Genomic DNA, 22,433 nt, shown 5'->3' on the forward strand with positions numbered 1-22,433 from the left:
CCTTCCGGAGACTCCGTGTCCGAGGGCAGCGGTCCGCTGCATCGAGCCTTGATCCCCCCTCAGAGCAGCGCATCCGTTCGTTCCGGCGAGCGCCGTGGCTGTGGAAGCAGTGGTTGTCGCCCGCGGTCACCGTACGTGGTGCTCCTCGTTTCCCTTGCCCGTACCACTGCTGGGGTCGTACTCGGTCACGTTGCGTTCGGTGGCCTTGATGTAGCCGTTGAGGATCTGACGGGTCTGGCTCAGGGTCTCGATGTGATCGTCCATTCCGCGCAGGCGCGTCCGCAGGGTCTCCAGGAGCTGGGGGCAGGGTTCCAGGTCGGGGCCATCACCGGTGACGCAGGGGAGAAGGTATGCGATCTCCTGGGTGGAGAGTCCGGCGTTGAGCAGCTTTCTGATCTGGCCGACTGTCAGAACAGCGTCGTCCCCGTACTCGCGGTAGCCGCTGGAGCGGCGGTGCGGTTCCAGCAGTCCCTGGGACTCGTAGTAACGCAGTTGGTGCGTGCGCACTCCGGTCCGCCGGCTCAGGTCCCCGATCAGCACAATCCTGCCCCCTTGACCTTCATACCGGTGTGAACGTCGACGATTCCTCCATCGATTCCCGCCGCCCCACTCGGGCCTTGTATGGAGAGAAAACATGACGAACAATCACGATGAGACGGGTCGATCCGCTGTGACGGTCATCGGCCTGGGCCTGATGGGACGAGCGCTGGCTGAGGCTTTCGTGCGCGCCGGTCATCCCACGACCGTGTGGAACCGGACGCAGGGAAAGGCCACGGACCTCGTCTCCCTGGGGGCGCGGCTCGCCCCTTCGATCGAGGAGGCGGTCGCCGCCGGGCCTCTCGTGGTGCTGTGTGTTACGGACTACCCGGCCGTCGGCGACCTACTCGCTCCTCTCGGTGAGGTGCTTCAAGGCAGGGTGTTGGTCAATCTCACGTCCGGTACGTCGCGGGAAGCTCGCGAGAGCGCCGCTCTGGCGGGGGAGCGGGGGGCCGCCGCTTACCTGGACGGCGCGGTCATGGCCGCTCCGGCGGCCATCGGCACGGTGGACGCCGCCATCATTCTCAGCGGGCCCCGCGCGGCCTTCGACCAGCACGGGTCCGCGCTCGGGAGCCTGGCCGGAGCGGTGACCCATCTCGGTGAGGACCACGGCTTGTCCTCGCTGTACGACGCTGCCGGTCTGGGCCTGATGTGGAGCGTTCTGAACGGCTTCCTCCATGGCGCGGCTCTCCTGGGTGCCGCCGGTGTGGACGCCTCGGCGTTCGCCCCGTTCGCCCAGCAGGTGGCGGGAACCGTGAACGGCTGGCTTCCCGAGTACGCCCGGCAGATCCAGAACGGTACTCATCCCGCTGTCGATGCCACGATCGATACCCATGTGGCCGCCATGACGCACCTGGTCGAGGAAAGCGAACTCCTCGGCGTCGACACCGCGCTCCCGACGTTCATCAAGACACTCGCGGAGCAGGCCGTCGCCGAAGGGTGCGGTGGCGACGGTTACACGGCACTGATCGAGCAGTTCCGCAAACCTTTTTAGAGGCGGGCCAGGTGCGGGCGGCCACGAGTGCGCGCAAGGCAGGTGGTGTGGCCCTGGCCTTGTTCGTGTGGTGGGGAGCCGGGCAGTCCGTCGAACAGCAGCGCTCGGCGAACGGTGATTCGATGCGGCCTGGGCGATCGTTCGACCTGTTGCCCGGGGTGCCGGGGTCAGTTGTTGAGGGCTTGAGTGGCGTCCCGGCGTTGGCGGCACCCAAGCCGCGGAACCGGCATAGACCGCCCCCCGATCCACACCATCGGGGATCGGGGTGAACCTGCTGCAGGCAAAAGGGAAGCGGAAGCGGGAGGCGGCAGGAACACGGATGGCCGCCCGCTGTGGTGTCTCGGGCTGTACCGCTGAGCGCGCTTGCGCAGCAGCAGGCTTCTTTTCAGCGCCGACGTCATTCCCGCAGACTCGATGGTCGCAAGCGTTGCAGGTGGTGAGAGCATGGCGGCTGCGTCAAGCACTACGAAGGGGGAGGTTATGGCCACCGGTTCGGCAACGTACGAGGTGAGATATCGGGGGTCCACCCCGCTCGTTGTCCGCACGGACGGTGACGGCTCCGTGACCGGCATGGGCTGGCTGAACCGCGATGCCTACGGGCCCGAGCACGACACGCGTCCCGGGACCCGTTCCTTTCGCCTCCTGGCCGACAATGGCATGCCGCTTGCGTACCTGCGCACGGAACGACATGGGTCACGGACTACGGGCGGGCCCGCGGTCTATCGTGTGGACGACCACCATGGCCGTCCGCTGGGTCGGATCACCCACCGCCGCCGGCCGGTCTTGCGTGTCTGCCGGGCACGCTGGACGGTGGAGCCCGCCCAGGGGGCGCCCCTGCACGGTCGTCAAGGTCGCCTGGTGTGGTGGGCGGTGTGGTGGCCGATGGGTTTGCTGCTGAGCTGGGTGTGTGTCATCGCCGTCCTCCTGGCCGAGGAGGACGGCGGCTTCCGCCCACCACGGCGCATCTCCTGGCGCGACGCCTCGGGCCGAACCCGTCTGACGTTCCGAGGCATGAGCGAGGACTACCGCGTGCGGGCCGGAGATCTCGACCCGCTGCTGATCACCGCTCTCGTGGCCCTGCACCAGTCCTTCGACTGGCCCGAGGAGGCCGGAGCCCACGGCTGGTACGAAGCCTGATCCGGCACGGCGCCCGACCCTTTCCGGGATCTTCCCCGGAAGCGGGGGCAGCGCCATGACCCGGCGGCGGCCCACAACCCTGGAGGCGGCGGGAGGGATCCGTCAGCCGGACGGTACAACCATTGATCTTGATCCTTGGTCCACCAGGGACCGAGCGCTGTTTCCGAGAGCTGTTGAAGTGGGCGGTAGAGCAAGGCGTGGCGTCGCGGTGCTGCTGGTGGCGACAGTGGCCGCGGGCTGCGGCGTTGCGGACCCGGTCGGGCCCGCGACGCCGAAGGGGTCTTCAGCGGGCTCCACCCCGGCTTCGGACGGGGTGCCGTCACCGACTGCGCAGCCGCTGTCGGCGGGGCGGCTCGACGCGGCGGATCTGCTCCGGGCCGCCCTGCCGGAGGACGAGATCGATCCCGCCGGATCGAGCGAGAAAAGCATGGTCGAACGCGACCCGCGGTCGGAGCCGAAGCCTGTCAGTGACCCCGCCTGTCTGCCGACCCTCGACCCGTACCGCGGCGAGCCGTGGACCACCACCATGGTGCAAACCTTCCACAGCAAGGACCGCGTCGACTGGACCGCCACCACCACCCTCACCGCGCACTCCGAACCAGCGGCGGCCGCCGCGCAGTTCGGTCGGCTTCGGAAGTCCTTGCAGGACTGCCGCGAGTACCGAACACCTGGCCCGGGCACGGGAACACGCGCCACGCTCAGCCCGGCGGCACCGCCGACGCAGGGAGACGAGGCCGTCGCCTACCTCTTGACATCCTGGACCGACGTCAGCGACATCAACCCCGACGTGAAAGAGGTACGCATCCTCCAAAGGCTGACGGTCGTGCGAGTCGGATCGGTGATCGCCGAGTTCTACCCGAATCCGTCGCACTCGGCGGAGGCCATGGAATTCCCGGCAAGTCTCATCACCCGACAGGTGGAGCGGCTCCGCGCCCCGCGCTGACGCCGACGCACAGCAGTTGGTCGTTGTCGACCTACCGACGCAGGGTACGGGTGCGCAGCAGGACCTCGGGTGCGGCCTTGATGAGGGAGCCGGTGTCGAAGGGGGGCCGGGGGTCGTACTCGGTGTAGAGCTGGATAGCCTGCGCGGTGACGTCGTCAGTGAGAAGGGCGGCCAGGCCAAGGGCCATATCGATGCCGGAGGAAACGCCCGCCGATGTGATCACACGGTCGTGGCGGATGACCCGCTCGGCGGTGGAGGCGGCGCCGCCCCCCGGTGGTGTGAGCTAGTCCGGTGCCGGGTGGTGATGTGGCATCACCACCCATGGCCGCCTCGTGGGGTGGCAGGCTGCGGGCATGGATGCTGCGTGGGCGGGGCGGGCTGTGTACGGGTCGGAAACCGGGTGACCCGGTAGGGCCGCAGGAGGGGCACGCGTATGTGCAGTTGCTCGGCGGTCCGCTGGACGGGCAGCTGCTGGACGTGACCCAAGGCCGGAAAGTGGTCGTCGTCGGCGGAGCAGGTGGGCACGACAGCGGCGCGCCCGGGTTCCGGCCGCGCCGCTGTCAAGCTGTGGTCAGCCCTCGGGGGAGCCCCCGGGTCAGTGGAGCTTGTTGACGGCGATCTTCGTCGTAGTGCGGAAGGCGGTCAGCGGGGCGTCTGCGAGGTCGCCCATCTGGCCCCAGCGGACGAGGGTGACGGTGCGGCCGTCGCGGCCGATGGAGAACAGGTGGATGTCGGAGATACCGATCTGCGGGTCGGCGGTGTCCAGGCTGTAGACCCAGGCGCCCTCCTCGACGGCGAGCTTGCCGTGGGAGGCGCTGACGGCCTGCAGGCCCGGGTTCTGCTGCTCCAGCAGGGGGCCGCAGCCGGCGAGGGCCCCGCGGAGGGTGTCGACCAGCTTCACGGCGTCGGCCTCGGTACGGGCGACGGTGGTGACCTGGACGCCGTTGGTGTCGAGTTCGGTGCTGAACTCGCGGTAGCGGGTGTTCTGCGCCGGGATCTTGTAGGGGGCGCAGAGGACGCCGCCGTTCTCGGGGACGCCGGTGAAGACCTGGGTGGCGGTCCACGGCGTCGACGACGGCGGCATCTGGGAGGTGGCGAGGAAGGCGGGCTGGGCAGCGGCCTGCGCCGGGGCTGTGGCGAGGGCCGCGAGGCCCAATGCGGCAGCGGCTGCGGTGGCGAGTGCGGTGCGGAGCTTGTTCATGGTGGTGGGTCCCCCGTCGGGTCGTTCGTTCGGTCAGTGCTCAACCAGCGTGGGGCCTGCGCCCGCCGACTGCAACGATCACGCGCCCACCAGCCGTCCCGGAATCATTCCACCCCCGCTGACGTGCAAGGACGTGAAGGATGGGACGCAGGGTCGAGGGGGGTGGAATGCCGAAAGACGCCGTCGTCGAGGAGTTCGCGGAGCTCGTGCGCGCGTTGAAGGCGCGGAACGGGAGGAGTTACGAGGCGCTGGGCCGGCGGTTGAGCGTCAGCGCGTCCACCCTCCACCGCTACTGCTCGGGCGCGACTCCTCCCGGAGGAGTTTGCCGTGGTCGACCGCCTCGCCCTGCTGTGCGGGGCGCAAGAGGAGGAACGGCGGGCCCTGGAGGCGGCCTGGACGGAGGCGGACCGCGCCCGCCGAGCGGCCTCGCCCGCGCCCACGCCTGTGCCGGCCGTGTCGGCCGCGCCGGAATCGAACCCTGAACCGTCCGCGCCGGAGCGACGCTGAGCGCAGCGAGCGGCGAGCCGGTCCGGGTGCAGCCGGTACCGGTGCTGCTTCTGGTTGACGATCCCCGCGGGCCACCGAGTCCGGGGGAGAATCGGGGTCACCCGCGCAGGGGGGCGAAGCTCGAACTGGGCCGAAGTGAAGCGCAGGGAATACCGGCTCGAAGGGCCGACCCTGGGTCGGCCCGGCTGAGCACCGCGCGGCCCGTCAGGCACGCCGAGCACCCCAAGAGCCGCTCGCCGCCCGGCCCCGTCACCCTGTCAGTGTCTGGAGATAGTCTCTGAAGGTTGGGTCGGCTGGCACCGTCTTCGTGGAGTACGCGGCCCAGGGGGGGGTGGCTCAGGAGAGTCCGCCGCCAAGAAGGTAAGGCTCCGTGGGTCTCATGTAGCTGGAACCTCACCCCCCTTCAACAATCCACACACTCAAGGGGGATCTACCGATGGCACCGTCCACCATGACCCGAACCCACGCCCTGCGTACGGCCGGCACTGTGCTCACGTGCGCCGTGGCCGCTGGAGCACTGGCCGGCTGCAGCTCCGGCAACGCGCCGAGCGCGGCATCGGCCACTCCTTCCGTGTCGACGTCCAAGTCGCCGCCCAGCGACCCCGACCAGGCCGCGAAGGACAAGGTCCTTACCGCCTACACCAACACACGCGAGATTCAGATCAAGACGGCCGCCGACGGGAAGCTGCGCACCGAGGAGCTGGCGAAGTTCGCCAAGGGAGACGCAGCAGCCGACCTGAAGGGCTCCGCCCTGCTCAATACGTCGGAGAACATCAAGTTCACGGGCCGGCCGGAGATGAGCCCCACGGTCACCTCCGTCGACATCAAGAGCAGGACCGCCACGCTCTTCGACTGCTTCGACTCGACCAACTGGAAGCCCGTCGACAGGAACTCAGGGAAGGCGGTTCAGCCGGCTGAGCAGCGTCTGAAGTACCCGGTGACGTCCCAAGCGACGTTGGAGGGCGACACATGGCTCATCACGAAGATCACCGCGGACCGGACGAAGGACTGCTGACCCGAGCTGTCCGCGCGCTGGGCATCGTCGCTGTCCTGGTCGTCGCCGTGCCCCAAGCCGGCCCGGCCTACGCCGATCCCCCGTGCTTCTGACGTGGACGTCCGCATCGGCGTCGGAACAGCCGGCGGGCCGGGTAGCGCAGGCAACGGACCCGGGCGATCGTTCCTCAGGCGCCCCCTTCAGCAGGTTCGCCGAGCTCGCGCGCACGCACCGCGGCCGGCCCGCCGCCGAAATTCTGCCCCTCCTGGCCCACGCCGCGGATCGGGCGCTCCTCGGCTTCTCTGGGGCGGATCTGTGGGAGCAGGCCTGCGCGATCAGCGACGGGGAGCCCTACGTGCTGCGCGTGACCGTCACCTGACACTCGGTACCGAGCGGCGTGGTTGGCCGGATCGGCCGACCACGGCACGCAGTCTCATGTGCCCGCCGTGCGGCCGTGCGGCGAGGTCCGACGGGTGGCCTCCGGCCGGGAGTGGTTTCTACCGTGGGATCGCACGGTCGGGTTGTCAGTGCCTTTACGCCGGCCTTGCCGGTGTGTGCGGACTGGGGGCCTGGGTCGTCTCGCCGGCCTGCACCACAAGGTCGCCGAGGCAAAGTGGTGAAGGGCGACGGCCACGAGGACCACCCCCTGCTCGGGCACCTCGTCCGCGACATCGCCTCCGGTGTCGAGGGCCGGCTGATGGCGGTGGTCCGGGAAGACCTCCCCACCCACACCGGCATTTCCCGCTCCTCCCACCGCTCCTACATCCGCCCCACAGCGGGGGGCCGAGAAGTTCTCACCGACGTCGCCAACATCGAGCTTCTCGACGGAGCCGACCCCGGCGGCACAAGCCGCTGACCTGGCGTAGTCGCGCGGGCCGTCACCCTCACCGGGTGGCGCCCGCACTGCTGCGCCAGCCCTTCTTCACCTGGTTGGTGGCGGGCGGGGTGCCGTCTGGCTGCGTAGGTCAGAACTAGCACCGTTTGTTGCTCGATTTCAGCAGCACGTAGCGATCTTCCGTATGCGAAATAGTGCTGTGGACTGGTAGCGCTCGCGAGGCTGGTGCAGCGGCAGGATGTGGGGTGAGCGGCGTTGTCGGTGGTGGCTGGCAGTCTTGCCCTGTGCTGATCGATGGATATGACGACGCCCCTCTGATTCCCGGTGAGGAGCTGCTTGGCCTGCCGGGCTGTCTCCCTGATCTGGTTGTGCGGGGCAGGCGACGAGGACGGCGAGCCAGAGTTCGAGTGGTTCGGCGCGGACGAGGCAGACGTGGACGCAGCGTGCGAAGCGCTCATGGACGCAGAGCGCTGGCCCGCGTTCCGAATCCCGTTCGGTGACGGGCACACCGCGTTGGTGATAAGCCGCAACTTGCCCGACGACGCCGGAACGGAATACCTCGTGGCCCACCCCGACTGGGGCGGTCGGCAGGCCACTTCGCCACCATCAGCCCCCACCAGGAGGGACCCGGCCTGTCCTGGCGGGAACTGACCCACATAGCCAGCACCCCAGACCTCACGGCACCGGGCATCCACGACCCCGACGTCCGTCTCCTCCTCCTGCTGCCCGCCCTCGGCGACCTGGACTTGCCCGCGGACTCGACCGACACCATCGCCTCCGCACTCACCCGAACTGGCACTCAGGCCAGCCGGGCATCACGCCTGGCGACGATGCTCCTGCGCAACACCAGGCAAGAGTTGGAGTGCTACCAAAACTCGGTTCTGGCACAGATCTTGGGGAGCCGTCGCGGACGGTGACGACGTCGTTCGATTTGGGGACTACATCATTTGGTGCTGGCTAGGTTCCTGGATACGAGCACGGCGAGCTGGTGCAACCGCTGGCAGTACTGAGCACCTTCAGGGTCGTTGATCTCAGGGATGACGCGGTCCAGGTCCTCGATGCAGCTCTGCAGGATGCGGCCGTTCTCCGCATCGAGTGTGCCGTCGTTGTCCAGCCATGCAAGAACGCAGCCAGCGGTGTACAGGTCGAGCAGCCACACGTCTGTCCCCCCGAACTCGGCACGCCGTAGGCTGTCGGGGAAGGGGGCTTGGCGGTGTTCCTGCCAGAGACGACCTGCGGTCTGCACTTGCTCAGTTGATACGCTCACTTGAGCCATATTGCAGTAGCCGTGGGGTTCTGGACGGCCGACCTCTGATCGCGAACGTGCCCGCCCGTGACAGACCAACACCGTCGGCGGGCGCTACTGAAGCAGGATCATTTTGCGGAGTAGTTCGAATCCGGCTCGGCCGTAGAGCTGCCGCTTGATCTTTTTGATGCGGTTCACGGCTCCCTCGATGCTGCCGGAGCTCCAGTCCAGGGTGAGGCCAGCTGTCACGGCGTCGAGGTCTCGGTGCAGGTGGAGTGCGAAGCCGGTGAGGCCGGGTAGCTGACTGGCGTCGACCGAGTCGATCCAGGCAGGAAGCGTGGCACCCAGACGGTTGCTGAGTATCTCGCCGAAGTCGCGGACATGCCTGGCGGCTGTGTCCCAGTTCGGGGCAGCGCGTCAGGACATCTTTCAGGCCCGTGCAATCGTCCTCGCTCAGCACGGTGGGGTGTCGGGTGAGCCAGCCGGTCACCTGCCGGACCGACGGCGGCCGAGGCGGCGCGCCGGCCGGAGCCCCGCGGAGGCTGGCGATGTGGGCGCGGACCATCTGGTACGAGACGGGCGCGTTGGCGGCGGCGAGTTCACTGTGCAGGTGGTGACGCTGGTGCATCCCTCGGCAAACCGTCGTTCCAGGTAGGGCTTGTAGGGGTCCAGCCTGCTGGGCCGGGGCTGGTTGTCGCGGATGGTGTCCTGCCAGCGTGTGGCGTTCGCGTAGCGGAGCACGGTGTTGAGGCCCCAGCCCAGGTGCCGGGCGATCGCCCGGCGTGAGTGGCCTTGGGCAAGCAGCTCGTGGACCAGGGCGTGTGCGGCCTTCTTGCGCTCGGCCCGCCGGCCGACGGGTGCCGAGTCGTCCGGCGGTCGACCGGCAGCCCCTCGGGTGGCCTCCGGCGGCATGCCGCTGGGTGAAGAATTGCGCAGGCAGTCGCGATGGGCGGCGACGCAGGTTTCCAGGGCTCGGCCGAGGCCCTGCCACAGGTGGAACCGGTCGGCGACCTGCAGAGCGTTGGGGGCACCGCGGCGGGCGCCCTCGGCGTAGGCGCCCGCCCGATCCCGGCAGATGATTTCCACGCCGGGGTGGAGGATCAGCCACGCGGCCGGCGGCCCGGCTTCACGCGTCGGGAGCACATCGACCACGCGATGGTCTTCGACGCTGGTCAAGACGGTGGAGTAGGTCTGGCCGCGACGGATCGCGAAGTCGTCCACGCCCAGCACACGCGGAGTACTGAACTGCGGATCAGGCAGTGCCATGACCCTGCGTAACAAGGTCATCCATCCCGCGCCGAATCCCAGCTGGGCAGCCAGCCGAGCTCCGGCCCGCCCGGCCAGCGCGACCCCCACTCGCTCCAAAACGCGGTTGAGCCGAGTCGTGAACCGTGCGTACGGGGCAGCCAGCCGAGAGAACGGCTCGGCGAACGTCCGACGCGGGCAGTGCGCCGACCCGCAGATGAAGCGCCGGACCGTCAGCCGGATCACAAAGCCCTGCTCAGCGAGCGGAAGGTCCTTCAGCCTGCGCTGGTATCGGTCGTGGACCCGGTCCGAGAAGCAGCCGCAGTCCGGACATGCAGCCTCGGCCGCGCGGCCTCTCGCCACCACCTCGACCGTGCCGAACGCGGCCGTAACCGCAGCGACATCCACATCGTCGATCCCGTCGAACACCAGCGAGTCCCAGAACGGTGCATCGGTCTGCATGACCAGCACGATCACCGTCCACAACCGACCACAGCAGAGACCGGCAAGCACCTGAGGGAGCGTCACTTCCGACTGTCAGACGACAAGGCGTACGCCGTCTCACAGGAGCCGGTCTCCTCACAATCGAACATTGAGGTAACGCTCCGCGATGGCTCCCCAAGATCTGTGCCAGAACCCGGAAGTCGTGAACAAAGCCACGCGCTGGCCCCGCTCCCGGCAGAGCCGGATCGGCAACGCCGCCGCGCGCCGCGATGCCCGCGCCTTGTCCCGGGTGCGGCACTCCACTGCCTGGCTGTGGTGACGATGCCCGGCATCGTCCACCGAGTGGAATCCACGATGTTCACCATCCAGTGGACGATGCTCTGCATCCGATGCAGAGCATCGAGTGAGTCTCCGCCAACTTGAAGTCGCAGGTCAAAGGGCTGGTGTGATCGGTTCTCGGGGCGCTCACGCTGGTCACGGGCGACTGTCTGAGCAGTAGATCGTCCGTCAGCGCGGTCGGCGCCTGGGCCGAAATGCGGTCGACGGGATCATCTCTTGCAGGGGATCATGTGTGGGTGTCGCCGATCGAAGCCGCAACCGATGACCTGCAGGACCTCGCTGTTCTCTGGAGTATTGGCGGGGCCCATGCTCACGATGTCGTCGAGGCTGCCTGCGCGGCACTCGTTGCCGGACTAGACAGCCCGGCACTGCGCATTCTGGCCGGATACACACGTGCCGAGGCGGAGTACGACGTTCCCGACCTGCTTCCCGTCGTACTCGATGAGCTTGGCCTTGTGTTCTACCCGCGCGACAGCGAGGCCGGGCAGGAGGCCGCCGTGCGGGCGCTCGCGCACCAGATGCTGGTGGACCGGCTGACGCCGCGAGAGCTTGCTTTGCGTATCCACCAGCGGTTCGGCCACCAGCTACCCCTGGCCGAGCGCCTTGCCGAGCTTGATGACGAGTACGACATCATCGAGTACGGGGACAGGACCTTGGCCCAGCTCGATGCCGAGGTCACGGCCGAAGCTCAGCGTCTGGCGTACGGCCGGCCCGACCAGAACCGACTCTCGTAGCGATCGAGCCCTGCACAAGCGGTCGTCAGCAGAAGCAGGTAACTGCCTGTTTGTGATCCACGCATGACATGGGGCATGGAGCGCGCCCGAAGGGGTGGAACCTCCTGCGTGGAGGTGGCAACGCAAATTTCATGGAGGGCCGCGTCGAGCCGTCGTTACCATCGCGGCATGATCACGAGTGAAGGTGCCCCGTTGGGGGCGGAAGCCGCCCGCCGTTTGTCTCAACTCGGGCGTTTCGATATTTCGCCGGGCCTGTCGGATGCAGAGTTCGGACGCATCGAAGAGCAGTTCGGTTTTGAGTTCAGTGACGACCACCGCGCGTTCTTGGCGGCAGGCCTGCCCATCGGTCGTCCGTCAGGGCAGGGGCGTGTCTCGCCAAGGTGGCCTGACTGGCGCAACGGTGATCCTGACGAGCTCCGTGACCAGCTGGCCTGGCCGGTTGACGGAGTGCTCTTTGACGTCGAGCACAACGACTTCTGGTCGGAAGACTGGGGGGGCCAAGCCTGGAGCGCCGGCCGATGCCCTGGTGCTGGCCCGCGCACGTCTGGCTGAAGTGCCGAAGATGGTGCCCATCTGTTCGCATCGATACCTGCCTGCGGGGCGTGGTACCTATGGCCACCCCGTCTTGTCGATGTATCAGACCGACATCATCTACTACGGCGCCGATCTGATCGACTATGTCCATCAGGAGTTCGGCGGGCCCAAGCCGGATCGTCAGGGCGAGGCCTGTGCCCACCAGGCGACCGTCCCGTTCTGGCGTGACCTCGTGGGTTGAAGTCTCAGCGTCTGTGGGGCCGCCATGAGAAGTGCTGTGGCGAGGTGCAGTGCTGACGTTGTGTACGGGGGTGGATGGCTTGATGTACCTGGTCAGAGCAGGGGTGAGAACCGCTCTGGGGGCTTGCGTGTCTTGGTGATGCGGCGGGTCATGCGGGTGATGGCTGCCCAGGTGATGAGGGTTTCGGAGTGCTGGATGAGGCGTTCGTAGTCGCGCACGTGTCTGCGGGCTCGCATCATCCAGGACCAGGTTCGTTCGACGACCCATCGGCGGGGCAGGATGACGAAGCCGGAGGAGTCCTTGGGTCTGCTGACGGTCTTGATCGTCAGGTTGAGGTACTTCTTTGCCCAGGTCACGAGCTTGCCCGCGTAGGCGGAGTCCGCCCAGACGATGGTGATCTCAGGGTGCATGAGGCGGAGGCGGAAGAGGACTTCCTTGGCGGCGTGGCTGTCGTGGAGGTCTGCGGGGGTGACCATGACGAGCAGGGGCAGGCCGCGGGTGTCGACGACCATGTGGCGTTTGCGGCCGTTGATCTTTTTGCCTGCGTCGTAGCCGCGCGAGTCCTTGCCGACGGTCTCGGCGGCTTTGACGGACTGGGAGTCGATGACGGTGGCGACCGCGCGGGGGCCTTTGCCCATGTCGCGGCGGATTCGTTGCGCGAGGACGTCTCGGATCTGATTGATGATGCCGCGGGCGGCCCAGCGTTCCATGAACCCCCAGACGGTCCGCCAGGGCGGGTAGTCCGCGGGCAGGGCCCGCCATTTGCAGCCGGTGTCGACGACGTAGCGGATCGCGTCGACGATCTCGCGGCGGTCGTGTTTCTCGGGCCGGCCGCCGACGGTGGTTTCGCAGGCCGGGACAGGGGCCCGGCCGCTACGGCGTCGGCTCCCACGCTTCGGGGCCGGCACCCCTCCATTCCACGAAGTCGGGATCGGTCAGGTCCACGTTCTCGGCACTCTCCAGGCCGGCGGCGGCCAGGAAGACCCTGATGTCGGAAGGGCGGTGCGCGACCCCGATGGCGACGCCGTCGTAACAAGCCGGCCGACGCCTCCTCGCAGGCCGTAGACCGGAGTCATGAGACGAATCAAGCAGGAGAGCCCGGCCGTGCTCGGGCAGAGCGATGCGGGCGACATGTGGCTGGCCCTGGCGCGTCTTCACGCCGCCCACCACGACCCGGTCGGCCGCCTCGTGCCGTTCGAGCGACCGGAGGCCCTGCTGTCCCTCACCGAGCCGGACGACGTCCTCTTCGCCGCACGGGTGGAGCTGTCCGGGACGGAGACGATGGGGCACCTCCACGACCTCATCCGCACAGTCACCCACGGCGTCACCACGGAACCTGGAGACCGTGGCCGCCGCGATGGCGTAGCCCGGCCCCTGGGCAAGCCGCCTTTGCGGGTGGCTTGCCCAGGGTCGCCTTGGGCTTGCCCAGGGTGTTCAGGTGTTCAGGCTTGTCCGGCGGCCGGCTCCCACAGCGGGCGGGCAAGCCCGGTGCCGTCGCAGTGGGAGCACCGGCCACCCCCGGGTGTGCTGCGGGCCGCGACGGTGTCGACGGCGTCGCGCAGGAGCCGGGTGAGGCCGTCGACGTGGGCCCGATACAGGGCGAGTTCGTGGCGCTTGCCGACGATGACTGTCCGCGTCCGTCTGGAGTTGAGCGTTGTAGTTGGCCGAGCGGGCCAAGTTGGGCGCTCGGTCACAGGCACAGTTTGCGAATGGACGCCATAGCATGCGAACGCCACGCGCTGATCACTCTGTGCGTTCAAGATGATCGCGGTCTGGCCGCTCCACGTCGGCCGGCTGCGCGTCGTCAAGGGTTGTTGACGTCTCGTCAGTTACATTATTGAAATCCGGTCGATCTTTCGTGATATCGGGCATGCTGAGTCTGCTGATCAACTAGGACAACTGTGGAGTAAGCATGTCGAACATTCCGGCTGATCTGCGGTATACCGAGTCGCATGAGTGGGTGCGGTTGGAGTCGGACGGCACGTTGGCGGTCGGGCTCACCGATCACGCCCAGCAGGCGCTTGGCGACGCGGTGTTCGTGGAGCTGCCGGAGGTCGGCAACCCCGTCGCGGCTGACGATGTCGTCGGTGCCGTCGAGGCGGTCACGGCCCAGTCGGACATCCACGCGCCGGTCGGCGGCGAGGTGATCGCCGTGAACGAGGAGCTGTCCTCCAAACCGCATCTCATCAACACGGGGTACTGGCCCCACGAGGCGTGGATCTTCAAGATCAGGCCGTCGGACAGTTCCGAACTCGATCATCTCCTCGACGCTGCCGGCTACAAGGCGGCCATCGGCGAGTGAACTGCGCCACCACAATGCCTCGGGCCGGGTTCGGCTGTCACTCGGACGGGTGGGATCTGTCCCGCTGCGGTCGGTGAGGCGGCTGGGGGTGGCCTCGTTGGCGCATGAGTACGCGGGCCAGGCCGGTGATCCGGTCGGATGGGTGCGATCTTGATGCGCTGATCAGCCCGTTCACGGGTGACGAGACTCTTCGCGGGCAGCTTGTGCTGGGCGGGTCCTGGCCGCGTCGGTGGTCGACGACCTGCTGCTCGAAGGCGGTGAAGTCGTCTGGCCGGTGCGGCACCTGGAGTCGGTGCCGGTGTTGGACTCGCGGCCGGTTCGCCGGTTCACCTGGCGGGCCCGACAGCGGCACTGCCCTGGTCTGCAGTTCATGGTGTCGACCGGCCGACACCACGGATTCGAGTCGCTGGAGGAGCAACGGCTTCTTCTGGCGCTGGACTTTCTCACTGTGGTGGAGGTGCTGCCGCAGCCGTTCCGTCTGGACTTCGAGCACAGGGGCGGGGCGGCCTCCATCCAGCGCGATGCCGCCGGATCCCCTCCTTCGCGCCGAGCCAACCCACCAGCGGGGCTCGCCTCGATCAACCCGACGTTCACACCGGGCACGCCATGCCCCTGCTCACCCCCGACATCGCCGCCGTCCAGCAAGAACTGCTCGACCTGCTGAAGACCACTGGCCCCACCGAGGCCCAGAGATACTTACGACCTGAACCTCCTGGCCACCCTCGTCTCCGCCGCCTGGCCGTGTCGCCGGACTCACGGCGCAGACCGGACTGCTCGACGCCTTCAGCACTCACCACGACGCGCAAAACAGACTTGCCAAGAGCCGTGAGCCGCAGATCAAGGGGCCGCCCCGGCTCGACCCGTCTTGGCGAACTATCCCGCAATCCGCGCCGGCAGCAGCAGCGCTACTGGCCATGGCTCGTCAATGTCTGCGTCTGTCCACCCGCGACATCAGAGAACGGCTTATCGAGCTGACGGACCGCGCCCCAGGCCGTGACCACCGGCGCTGGCACGGCACCTGGGACATGCCCGTGCTCGGGAGCTGCTCAGCACCGCTTCAACTCCAGAACGCCTTTCCCAGGCGGGTCACCCAGCCGTCCAGCCAGCGACAGGGCCGCCGTCACGGTCAGTGACCGAATCACCCGCCCAGCTCGCAAGTCCGGTCCGCCAACACTCGCGGGCAGCTGACGTCGCTCCCGCCGGGTAGGGAACGGGTTGATGATCGGACCGGTATCCGCGTCCAGGTGGAAGTCGTAGAACGACCGCAACACGGTCTCGCAGTGCGCCCTCGTCGTCGCCGCGAACATCGGGCCCGGCCCCGCCCGCCCCGTCACCATGTTCGGCACCCCAGCTGAAGAACCGACCGCGGGCCGCGCCTTGGCGCCAGCTGTCCGGCCGCGCCAAGGTACGGCTGGTCGTAGGCGTGGAGTCTATGTAGGCATGTAAGGCACATTTCTCGCCGCTCCAGCGGCTCCATGGATTGCGACGCCGAAACTGGTGTGTCAGGGGAATGACCTGGCTGCCGCTCGACGGCGGCGTGCTCTGTGTGACTGCGGCCGCGCCGCTGGTCGCCTACGCCGGAGCCCGACCTTGCGGTCCTGCTGGCGGCCTCCACGCTCCGGGGCTTCGATACCGTTGCGGCGAGCCGCTTTCGTGGCCGTGTCAAAACGTTCATCGTCTTCGGGCAGAGCGGTGCCAGGGTGCTGGAGGCGAGCGCTCCCGCCGTTGATCCGTGGCTTGACGGCCCGATGATTGCCGGGGCGCATCGCCGCGCGCTTCGGCTTCCGATCGTGGGCGATGTTTCGTCAACGTGCTCCGTAAGGACCACCCGGCAGGGATCTTGCCAACCCTGACGCTCCTGTGACTTTCTGGAGTCAACTGAAAACCGCTTGTAGTCAGTGGTCGGTGAACGGTGAAGGGAAAATCATGAGCACTGCCCCCACGGCAGCCACGGGTGACGAGCACTTCGACCCTACGATCACCACCGTCGCGGGGACCGGGGTCGCGGGGCCGCCCAAAGGGGAGACTGAGCGTGCTTTTTCGGCTCAGTTGAACGGTCCGCTCGGGCTCGCGGTGGACAGCGCCGGCACCGTTTACGTCGCCGACTCCGGCAACCATCAGGTCCGGAAGATCACGACTGACGGAAAGATCAGTACGGTCGCGGGGACCGGGGTCGCGGGACCCGGGGGAGACGGCGCCCTCGCCGTTTCGGCCCAGTTGAGCAGCCCGCGCGCGATGGCGGTAGACAGCGCGGGTGACCTCTACATCGCCGATGCCGGCAACAACATGATCCGGAAGGTCACCATGGCCGACGGGAAGATCAGCAGGGTCGCCGGCACGGGCGCCGCGGCCTTCGGAGGTGACGGCGACCTCGCCACCGCCGCCCGGTTGAACTACCCGGCGGGAGTAGCGCTGGACAGCGCGGGTGACCTCTACATCGCCGACTACGCCAACCACCGGGTCCGGAAAATCACCATGGCCGACGGGAAGATCAGCACGGTCGCCGGCACGAGCACCCCGACCTTCGGCGCCGACGGCGTCCCCGCAATCTCGGCCCCGTTGAACCACCCGATGGGAGTAGCGGTGGACAGTGCGGACGACCTCTACATCGCCGACCACAACAACCACCGGGTCCGGAAGATCACGTGGGCCGATGGGAAGATCAGCACGGTCGCCGGCACGGGCACCCCGACCTTCGGCAAGGATGGCGTCCTGGCAACCTCGGCCCCGTTGTACGCCCCCATGGCGGTGGTGGTGGACAGCACCGACACCCTCTACATCGCGGACTGCTACAACCACCGGGTCCGGAAGGTGACGGCCGACAAGAACATCAGCACGGTCGCCGGAACGGGCGCCGGAACCTTCGGCGCTGACGGCGTCCCGGCAATCTCGGCCCCGTTGAACAACCCGTACGGGCTCGCCGTGGACTGCGTCGACACCCTCTACATCGCTGACCACGCCAACCACCGGGTCCGGAGGGTCGCTTCGGCGAGGATGGCCGGGCTGCCCGATTCGGGCACGGTGGCTTCCTGGGCCAACGTCCGCAGCAAGTTGCGGATGGGGGTCGTACGTGAGTCGACCAAGGACGGGGCCGAGGTACACCAGACCCTCGCCGCCTCCCGGGATCACCAGCAGTGGCGGCTGATCGCGGCGGGCCATGACGACGGCGACATTCTGTACAGGATCGAGAACGTGCGCAGCGGCAAGGTGCTGGAGGTCGTCGGAGCGGGAACGGCGGAGGGGGCGGTGGTGGGGCAGCGTGCCCACGAGGGTGCTGTCGCGCGCCACCAGCAGTGGAAGCTGATCCCGGTGGGCTCGGTGACCGACAGCCCGCGGGTGTTCGAGATCGCGAACCGGAACAGCGGTCTGCTTCTGTACGTCGACACCAATGCCCGCACCGTGATCAGGCAGCACGGCTCGCAGGGCGACCAACGCAACCGGCAGTGGCAGTTGCTCCCCGTGTGACACACGCGTGGGTCAGGGGCCGCGTCGCCCCTGACCCACGTAAAGCCGGGCCCTACTCGGATTCGGAACGGGGGGGCTCCTCGAAGCGGGGGGGTTTCTCGGCGCTCGTCTGGGGGGGCTTGCCGGGCTTCTCGGCCTTGGGTGCTTCGGGAGGTTTGGGGGCTTTGGTGTACTCGCTCTTGGTCGGCTTGCTCTCCAGGTCCGGGTTCTTCTGAAGGCCCTCGTGCTTCTCCACCGTCTCACGCGCCTTTCGCATGCCGTCCTCCGCCGCCGTGGACACCGAGCCGGGATCTTGGGCGTAATCGGCCTGCTTAACGGCCGATTGCTGGGTGGTCCGGATGAAGGAGCCGAGGAAGCCCAGCATGGCCCGTGCTTCGGGTGACTGCTCGCGTACGACCTTCGCCTGAAAGGAAGCCCCGTGGATGGCGTTGTTGAACAGGCTCGTGCTGGTGTCGTCGTATGCGTCGGCTTCGACGTCCTCGAAGTCGTCGACACCCGCCGCCGGTCGGGGTTTGGCTTTGCTGGTGTTTACCGAGAAGAGCCCGGCGCTGTCGCCCGCAGCGCCGAAAATGTTTTTGAACACCATGGTCGTCACCCTTTGTCGTCGTCGTGTGCCCGGTCAGGGCTGCTTGTACAAGGCTCGCGGGTCGTCGATCAGGTCCTCGCCGTCGAACATCGTGTGGTGGACGTCCAGGGAAGAGACGACCTCGGCCAGCCCCTTCATACGAAAGCCGCCGCCGGCCAGGTCGATGTCACCGATGTCGCGGGCGACCAGCTTGTCGAGACCGGGATAGCCGCCGGACTGCGGGGGAGACAGCACCGCCACCGGCACGGCGTACAGCACCGCGATCAACCCGGAGAAGGTCACCGGGATCTCGTAGCGGTACTGCTTGAGGCAACGCCGCTGCGTGGCGAGGGTATCCACGCGGGAGCCGGGCGGGACCTGGCCGGAGATCTGCGATTTCGAGGCCCAGCTGGTGTTCAGGGAGCCGCCGACCGAGCCCGAGATGCCCATAAGCAACGAGGCGTTGAGCGCCGCGCTGCCGGTGGCGCTGCCCGTGGTCGTGAACGCCACCGAGTTCGTCACCCCGTTCGTAGCGGAGTTCGTCGCCGCGTTCCTCACACCCGTCTCGGTGGCGTTGGCATTGTCCACCCCCACGCTGTCCTTGCTGTTCTTGTTCGTCACCGTGTTGGCGTTCTTGTTCGCCATCTCGTTCTGCAGCTGCATCTGGAGCTGCGTCTGCAGGTCCATCTTGAGCTGGTTCTGCAGCTGGAGCTGGAGCTGCGCGGTGACGCTGCCACCGAAGGTGAGTTTGGCCTCCCCCGAAAGCGACCAGGTAACCCCGTTCGACACCGTGAAATCGACCGAGTCGGTGAACGTCATGGGGGAAGTCTGGCTGCGGTTGACGTAGGTGCGGCAGGAGAACGTGTCGGGCGGGGGCTGGCTGATGTCGCACCGCTCCTCGATCAGCGGCTCCCCGAGGTTCATGTACGCGAGCCAGCCACGCTCGAACGCGGTCCCGGGAAAGGTGCCGAAGCTCGACTTGTTCACGGAGAACCCGACGGGCTTGTGCCGCACACCGTAGCTGTCGACGTAGACCAGATTGGGGTGGTCCAGGATGGACTCCCAAATCTCCGCGATGTTGAGCTCCCGCAGGTTCTTCTTCGTCAGCGGCTGGCGCTTGGCCCGCCCCAGGATGTACGCGTTGGAAGACATTCCCCGCCCTTGACTAATCTGGCCGAAATTCCACTTGATGAAACGCAAAAAAGAATCTGCCTGCTCAGAAAAGCGAAGCTAACATGCGCTTCGCCGCCCGGGAAGACATCTCCGCACTATGCGCTCAATCGAGTGATAAACACTCGACAGCCTCCTCAACTTTCCTATTTCATGGGTAGCTTGGGGCTCGTCGATAACTCGACTGATGACTTCCCGAATCAACTCTCCTACGGATTTCACAGCTGCGACTGTTGCGCGGGTGGGGTATTCGTGTCAGTCAACCCAGTCTTTCTCGAGTGTGCGGAAATGCCGCGCGACAGGCCACTGCAATGAGCGTCCGATGCGTTTTCAATAATTAGAACAGGTGAGGTTTCCGCGATGTACACCCAGGAACGCACGGCGATGTCGAATCTGGTGGTCGGCGGCCCGGTGGCGGTGAACAGCTACGACAACGCGATCGTGGCCGCGCTGGTCGAGAACCGGCCGGTCATGCTCGTCCACGCCTTCAACGGCGGCTACCTGCGACCCGCAGAGCTGAAGGAGGACGACCACAAGAACGGGGTCAAGCTGTCCACCGCGCCCGACCCGGCCACCAAGGAGGCCAAGGGCCACCTCTGGTACATCACCCCCGCCGGCTTCTTCGGGCAGCGACCGCTGTACTTCATCGAGAGTGCCGCGGGCCAGGTCACGCCCAAACCCGCCGCCGCAGGCGATGCCGACGCCGGGCGCGGCGACGACGGCGTGCCCAAGCCGCAGCGCAGGCGCATCACCGTCCACCAGAAGGCTCCCGAAAGCACGGCCGACACCATTCAGGTCGGCCTGCCTGACAAGGTGGACGCCCTGTGGCGCGGAAGGAATGGCGCGCCCGAGGACACCCAGCTCTGGATCGTCACGGTGACGCCGTGGGGCGGGATCACGTTCGTGCCGATCACCCACCCCGACGCCATCCTCGGGTTCAAGGACTACGCGGTGGGGGCCGACAGCGAAGTGCGGCTCACCTACAACTGGGGCGGGGACTTCACCGGGACGGTCATCAACACCTTCTACCCACGGCTGCCCAACGAGTGGAGCGTCCCCTACCACCACGTCTTCACGTGATCGGCCACCGCCGCCGCAGCACACCCCTCCCGAGCCCACGCCCGCACCGCCTGGAAGAGGCACCACGATGCCCGTGCCCATCGAAGAACTAAGGCTGGAGATCGTCAACGCCGCCACCGGCAAGACCCTCGGCGCCAAGGCCGTGCCGGGCGCGGACGGGGCGCTCGTCGTCCGCGACTTCCCCGCGGGCGGTCCGAGCCCGGAGCAGTGGCAGTTCACCCCCGTTAAGCCCGCGCAGGACGGCCAGGCGTATGTGATCCGCAACGCGGTCAGCGGCAAGGTGCTCGACAATCCCGCCGCTGCGGACCGCGGCGTCCGCCAGTGGGACGCCGCCGCCGGCAAGAAGGCCCAGCAGTGGCACGTCGTCCCCGTCGAAGGCGAAGCGGGCCTCTACTTCATCGAGGACGCCACCGACGGCGCCGTGCTCGACCTCGCCGCCCCCGCAACGGACGACACACGGGTCGTTCTGCGCGAGTACGACGACAGCGCGGAGAGCCAACGCTGGCGGTTCGTCCCGGCCCAGCCCGAACGCACCAGCGACCCCGTACTGCGCTACGCACCTCTGAGCCACTGGAACGGCCGCCGCTCCTGGCGGCTTGCCCGCTCGGCCGCGCTGCGCCCGGCGCCCAGCGCAGCGCCCTCCTTCAGCGACACGCTGCTGGTCCTCAAGCAATTCGGGACCGACCAGGACGCCGGGGGGTGGAAGAGTGTGGGACCCGGCCGCTCACCCGGCGGGCAACTGGGCCGGTGGGCCGGGCTCGGTGACCGGTTCCTCGCCGACACCACGGGAGCGGGCGCAGCGGACATCGTGGGGCTCAAACCCGCGAAGGGAGCTGTGACGTCGTCGAGTCGAGGTGACGGCACGTTCGATGACGCCGAGCGCGTCCTGCACCAGCCCGCGCCCTCCTCGAGCCCGAAGGATCTGTGGACCCTCGCGGACATGACGGGCGTCGGCAGGCCCGACGCCGTCGTGCTTGCTGCCGACGGTGTCCGGGTGTCCCCACAGGACAAGGACGGGAGGTTCGCGCCCGCGGGCGGCGAGCCGGTCCTCAAGGCGTTCGGACACGGCCAGCAGGCCGGCGGGTGGCTCGCCGACAAGCATCCCCGCTTCCTCGCCGACACCACCAGCAGCGGCAGGCTCGACATCGTCGGCTTCCACGACGACGGGCTCTGGGTGTCCCTCCAGGACGAGGAAGGAAAGTTCGCGCCGATCGGCGACGAAGCCGTCCTGCGAGCATTCGGCCACGACGAGACAGCGGGTGGCTGGCGGGCTGACAAACATCCCCGCTTCCTCGTGGACACCACCGGTGACGGCAGGCTCGACATCGTCGGCTTCCACGACGACGGCGTCTGGGTATCGCTCCAGGACGAGGCGGGCACGTTCGCCGACCCCCTGTACGTTCTTGACGATTTCGGGGTCGGCCAAGGGTGGAGCTCGGCCGCAGAGCACCCCCGGTTCCTGGTCGCTACCACCGATGGTGGAGCGGTGGACATCGTCGGGTTCGGCCCGCAGGGTGTCGTCGTCGCACGTGGGCGCGGCGACGGCACGTTCGAGCCCTCCGAACTCGTCCTGAACGACTTCGGGCACGCCCAGGGGTGGGCGAGCGGCAAGCACCTCCGGCTCCTCGCCGACGTCACCGGCGACGGCAACCCCGACATCATCGGCTTCGGCGACGAGGGAGTATGGGTGTCCCACAGCCTCGGTGACGGCCAGTTCGAGCAGGCCCAGCTCGTGTGCCGCGGCTTCGGGTACAACGAGGACGCAGGCGCCTGGCGGGTCAACCACCACCCCCGCTTCCTCGCCGACATCACCGGCGACGGACGCGTCGACATCATCGGCTTCGGCGGCCCAGGCGTCTACGTGGCCCGCAACCTCTACCGCCGCTTCAGGACCCGCTGACCCCCGGAGAACCCCACAGC

At 67.7% G+C, this 22,433-nt stretch carries 22 protein-coding genes and 3 pseudogenes; 15 read left to right on the top strand and 10 right to left on the bottom strand.

The window, feature by feature from the left end; genetic code table 11:
* Positions 1–126: 126 nt before the first annotated feature.
* Entirely contained in the window at positions 127–540 is a 414-nt protein-coding gene (locus AB0D46_RS32360) for a MerR family transcriptional regulator (RefSeq protein ID WP_362882752.1), read from the bottom strand.
* Positions 541–634: 94 nt separating this feature from the next.
* Here AB0D46_RS32360 and AB0D46_RS32365 point away from each other — a divergent pair, with 94 nt between their 5' ends.
* From AB0D46_RS32365 to AB0D46_RS32375, 3 genes are all read left to right on the top strand, one after another.
* Positions 635–1,531 carry an NAD(P)-binding domain-containing protein gene (locus AB0D46_RS32365; RefSeq protein ID WP_362882754.1) on the top strand — a complete coding sequence of 299 codons (897 nt, stop codon included), beginning with the start codon at positions 635–637 and terminating at the stop codon, positions 1,529–1,531.
* Positions 1,532–2,413: 882 nt separating this feature from the next.
* Positions 2,414–2,668: a hypothetical protein gene (locus AB0D46_RS32370; RefSeq protein ID WP_362882756.1), complete on the top strand. Its 255-nt coding sequence runs from the start codon at positions 2,414–2,416 to the stop codon at positions 2,666–2,668.
* A 208-nt stretch (positions 2,669–2,876) separates the two neighbouring features.
* Positions 2,877–3,611 carry a sensor domain-containing protein gene (locus tag AB0D46_RS32375; protein ID WP_362882758.1) on the top strand — a complete coding sequence of 245 codons (735 nt, stop codon included), beginning with the start codon at positions 2,877–2,879 and terminating at the stop codon, positions 3,609–3,611.
* Between the two features lie 31 nt (positions 3,612–3,642).
* Here AB0D46_RS32375 and AB0D46_RS32380 read toward each other — a convergent pair whose 3' ends face one another.
* Positions 3,643–3,798, bottom strand: a complete 156-nt coding sequence (locus AB0D46_RS32380; RefSeq protein ID WP_362882760.1) for a hypothetical protein — start codon at positions 3,796–3,798, stop codon at positions 3,643–3,645.
* 408 nt (positions 3,799–4,206) lie between these two features.
* Complete coding sequence (locus tag AB0D46_RS32385; RefSeq protein WP_362882762.1) at positions 4,207–4,812, bottom strand: hypothetical protein; 606 nt, start codon at positions 4,810–4,812, stop codon at positions 4,207–4,209.
* A gap of 167 nt (positions 4,813–4,979) precedes the next feature.
* Here AB0D46_RS32385 and AB0D46_RS32390 point away from each other — a divergent pair.
* The 4 genes and pseudogenes from AB0D46_RS32390 to AB0D46_RS32405 all read left to right on the top strand — a co-directional run.
* Positions 4,980–5,310 (top strand): annotated as a pseudogene (locus tag AB0D46_RS32390) (helix-turn-helix transcriptional regulator); the annotation flags it as partial.
* 580 nt (positions 5,311–5,890) lie between these two features.
* Positions 5,891–6,334 carry a hypothetical protein gene (locus tag AB0D46_RS32395; protein ID WP_362882763.1) on the top strand — a complete coding sequence of 148 codons (444 nt, stop codon included), beginning with the start codon at positions 5,891–5,893 and terminating at the stop codon, positions 6,332–6,334.
* 82 nt (positions 6,335–6,416) lie between these two features.
* Entirely contained in the window at positions 6,417–6,692 is a 276-nt protein-coding gene (locus AB0D46_RS32400; protein ID WP_362882765.1) for a hypothetical protein, read from the top strand.
* A gap of 234 nt (positions 6,693–6,926) precedes the next feature.
* Positions 6,927–7,169 (top strand): hypothetical protein, encoded by a 243-nt coding sequence (locus AB0D46_RS32405; protein WP_362882767.1) that lies wholly within the window; start codon positions 6,927–6,929, stop codon positions 7,167–7,169.
* Between the two features lie 922 nt (positions 7,170–8,091).
* Here AB0D46_RS32405 and AB0D46_RS32410 read toward each other — a convergent pair.
* Together AB0D46_RS32410 and AB0D46_RS32415 are read right to left on the bottom strand one after the other, a co-directional pair.
* Positions 8,092–8,415 (bottom strand): hypothetical protein, encoded by a 324-nt coding sequence (locus AB0D46_RS32410; protein WP_362882768.1) that lies wholly within the window; start codon positions 8,413–8,415, stop codon positions 8,092–8,094.
* A gap of 93 nt (positions 8,416–8,508) precedes the next feature.
* Positions 8,509–10,116 (bottom strand): annotated as a pseudogene (locus tag AB0D46_RS32415) (ISL3 family transposase).
* A gap of 542 nt (positions 10,117–10,658) precedes the next feature.
* On the opposite strand from AB0D46_RS32415, the gene AB0D46_RS32420 reads away from it, so the two are divergent.
* The 3 genes from AB0D46_RS32420 (at position 10,659) to AB0D46_RS32430 (ending at position 11,931) form a co-directional block, all read left to right on the top strand.
* Positions 10,659–11,156 (top strand): hypothetical protein, encoded by a 498-nt coding sequence (locus tag AB0D46_RS32420; protein WP_362882770.1) that lies wholly within the window; start codon positions 10,659–10,661, stop codon positions 11,154–11,156.
* Positions 11,157–11,324: 168 nt separating this feature from the next.
* Positions 11,325–11,708 (top strand): SMI1/KNR4 family protein, encoded by a 384-nt coding sequence (locus tag AB0D46_RS32425; protein WP_362882772.1) that lies wholly within the window; start codon positions 11,325–11,327, stop codon positions 11,706–11,708.
* Positions 11,709–11,787: 79 nt separating this feature from the next.
* Positions 11,788–11,931, top strand: a complete 144-nt coding sequence (locus tag AB0D46_RS32430; RefSeq protein ID WP_362882774.1) for a hypothetical protein — start codon at positions 11,788–11,790, stop codon at positions 11,929–11,931.
* A gap of 128 nt (positions 11,932–12,059) precedes the next feature.
* Here the strand turns inward: AB0D46_RS32430 and AB0D46_RS32435 are convergent.
* The 3 genes and pseudogenes from AB0D46_RS32435 to AB0D46_RS32445 form a co-directional block, all read right to left on the bottom strand.
* Positions 12,060–12,839, bottom strand: a pseudogene (locus AB0D46_RS32435) (IS5 family transposase); the annotation flags it as partial.
* On the bottom strand, positions 12,805–13,251 hold the full coding sequence (locus AB0D46_RS32440) for a hypothetical protein (RefSeq protein WP_362882776.1): 447 nt from the start codon (positions 13,249–13,251) through the stop codon (positions 12,805–12,807). The pseudogene AB0D46_RS32435 and the gene AB0D46_RS32440, both read right to left, overlap by 35 nt.
* A 122-nt stretch (positions 13,252–13,373) precedes the next feature.
* Entirely contained in the window at positions 13,374–13,625 is a 252-nt protein-coding gene (locus AB0D46_RS32445) for a hypothetical protein (RefSeq protein ID WP_362882777.1), read from the bottom strand.
* A 218-nt stretch (positions 13,626–13,843) separates the two neighbouring features.
* Here AB0D46_RS32445 and gcvH point away from each other — a divergent pair, with 218 nt between their 5' ends.
* The 3 genes from gcvH (at position 13,844) to AB0D46_RS32460 (ending at position 17,698) form a co-directional block, all read left to right on the top strand.
* Complete coding sequence (gcvH, locus tag AB0D46_RS32450) at positions 13,844–14,233, top strand: glycine cleavage system protein GcvH (protein WP_362882779.1); 390 nt, start codon at positions 13,844–13,846, stop codon at positions 14,231–14,233.
* 229 nt (positions 14,234–14,462) lie between these two features.
* Positions 14,463–14,897, top strand: a complete 435-nt coding sequence (locus AB0D46_RS32455; RefSeq protein WP_362882780.1) for a hypothetical protein — start codon at positions 14,463–14,465, stop codon at positions 14,895–14,897.
* 1,262 nt (positions 14,898–16,159) lie between these two features.
* Entirely contained in the window at positions 16,160–17,698 is a 1,539-nt protein-coding gene (locus AB0D46_RS32460; protein ID WP_362882782.1) for an RICIN domain-containing protein, read from the top strand.
* Between the two features lie 52 nt (positions 17,699–17,750).
* Here the strand turns inward: AB0D46_RS32460 and AB0D46_RS32465 are convergent, their stop codons facing one another.
* Together AB0D46_RS32465 and AB0D46_RS32470 are read right to left on the bottom strand one after the other, a co-directional pair.
* Positions 17,751–18,284: a hypothetical protein gene (locus AB0D46_RS32465; protein ID WP_362882801.1), complete on the bottom strand. Its 534-nt coding sequence runs from the start codon at positions 18,282–18,284 to the stop codon at positions 17,751–17,753.
* A 33-nt stretch (positions 18,285–18,317) separates the two neighbouring features.
* Positions 18,318–19,415: a hypothetical protein gene (locus tag AB0D46_RS32470; RefSeq protein ID WP_362882784.1), complete on the bottom strand. Its 1,098-nt coding sequence runs from the start codon at positions 19,413–19,415 to the stop codon at positions 18,318–18,320.
* 378 nt (positions 19,416–19,793) lie between these two features.
* Here AB0D46_RS32470 and AB0D46_RS32475 point away from each other — a divergent pair, with 378 nt between their 5' ends.
* Both AB0D46_RS32475 and AB0D46_RS32480 read left to right on the top strand, forming a co-directional pair.
* Entirely contained in the window at positions 19,794–20,513 is a 720-nt protein-coding gene (locus AB0D46_RS32475; protein ID WP_362882785.1) for a hypothetical protein, read from the top strand.
* A gap of 67 nt (positions 20,514–20,580) precedes the next feature.
* The gene (locus AB0D46_RS32480; protein ID WP_362882787.1) at positions 20,581–22,413 is read left to right on the top strand and encodes an RICIN domain-containing protein; all 1,833 of its coding nucleotides are present in this window, start codon (positions 20,581–20,583) and stop codon (positions 22,411–22,413) included.
* Positions 22,414–22,433: the final 20 nt, after the last annotated feature.

It is taken from the genome of Streptomyces sp. NPDC048383 (assembly GCF_040651775.1).
Lineage (GTDB): Bacteria > Actinomycetota > Actinomycetes > Streptomycetales > Streptomycetaceae > Streptomyces.

Bases quoted from the DNA above. Each gene is read 5' to 3' on its own strand.
- AB0D46_RS32370 (WP_362882756.1), top strand. From the start codon at position 2,414: ATGGGTTTGCTGCTGAGCTGGGTGTGTGTCATCGCCGTCCTCCTGGCC.
- AB0D46_RS32460 (WP_362882782.1), top strand. From the start codon at position 16,160: ATGAGCACTGCCCCCACGGCAGCCACGGGTGACGAGCACTTCGACCCT.
- AB0D46_RS32425 (WP_362882772.1), top strand. From the start codon at position 11,325: ATGATCACGAGTGAAGGTGCCCCGTTGGGGGCGGAAGCCGCCCGCCGT.
- AB0D46_RS32430 (WP_362882774.1), top strand. From the start codon at position 11,788: ATGTATCAGACCGACATCATCTACTACGGCGCCGATCTGATCGACTAT.
- gcvH (WP_362882779.1), top strand. From the start codon at position 13,844: ATGTCGAACATTCCGGCTGATCTGCGGTATACCGAGTCGCATGAGTGG.
- AB0D46_RS32380 (WP_362882760.1), bottom strand. From the start codon at position 3,798: ATGGCCCTTGGCCTGGCCGCCCTTCTCACTGACGACGTCACCGCGCAG.
- AB0D46_RS32475 (WP_362882785.1), top strand. From the start codon at position 19,794: ATGTACACCCAGGAACGCACGGCGATGTCGAATCTGGTGGTCGGCGGC.
- AB0D46_RS32365 (WP_362882754.1), top strand. From the start codon at position 635: ATGACGAACAATCACGATGAGACGGGTCGATCCGCTGTGACGGTCATC.
- AB0D46_RS32470 (WP_362882784.1), bottom strand. From the start codon at position 19,415: ATGTCTTCCAACGCGTACATCCTGGGGCGGGCCAAGCGCCAGCCGCTG.
- AB0D46_RS32480 (WP_362882787.1), top strand. From the start codon at position 20,581: ATGCCCGTGCCCATCGAAGAACTAAGGCTGGAGATCGTCAACGCCGCC.
- AB0D46_RS32465 (WP_362882801.1), bottom strand. From the start codon at position 18,284: ATGGTGTTCAAAAACATTTTCGGCGCTGCGGGCGACAGCGCCGGGCTC.
- AB0D46_RS32385 (WP_362882762.1), bottom strand. From the start codon at position 4,812: ATGAACAAGCTCCGCACCGCACTCGCCACCGCAGCCGCTGCCGCATTG.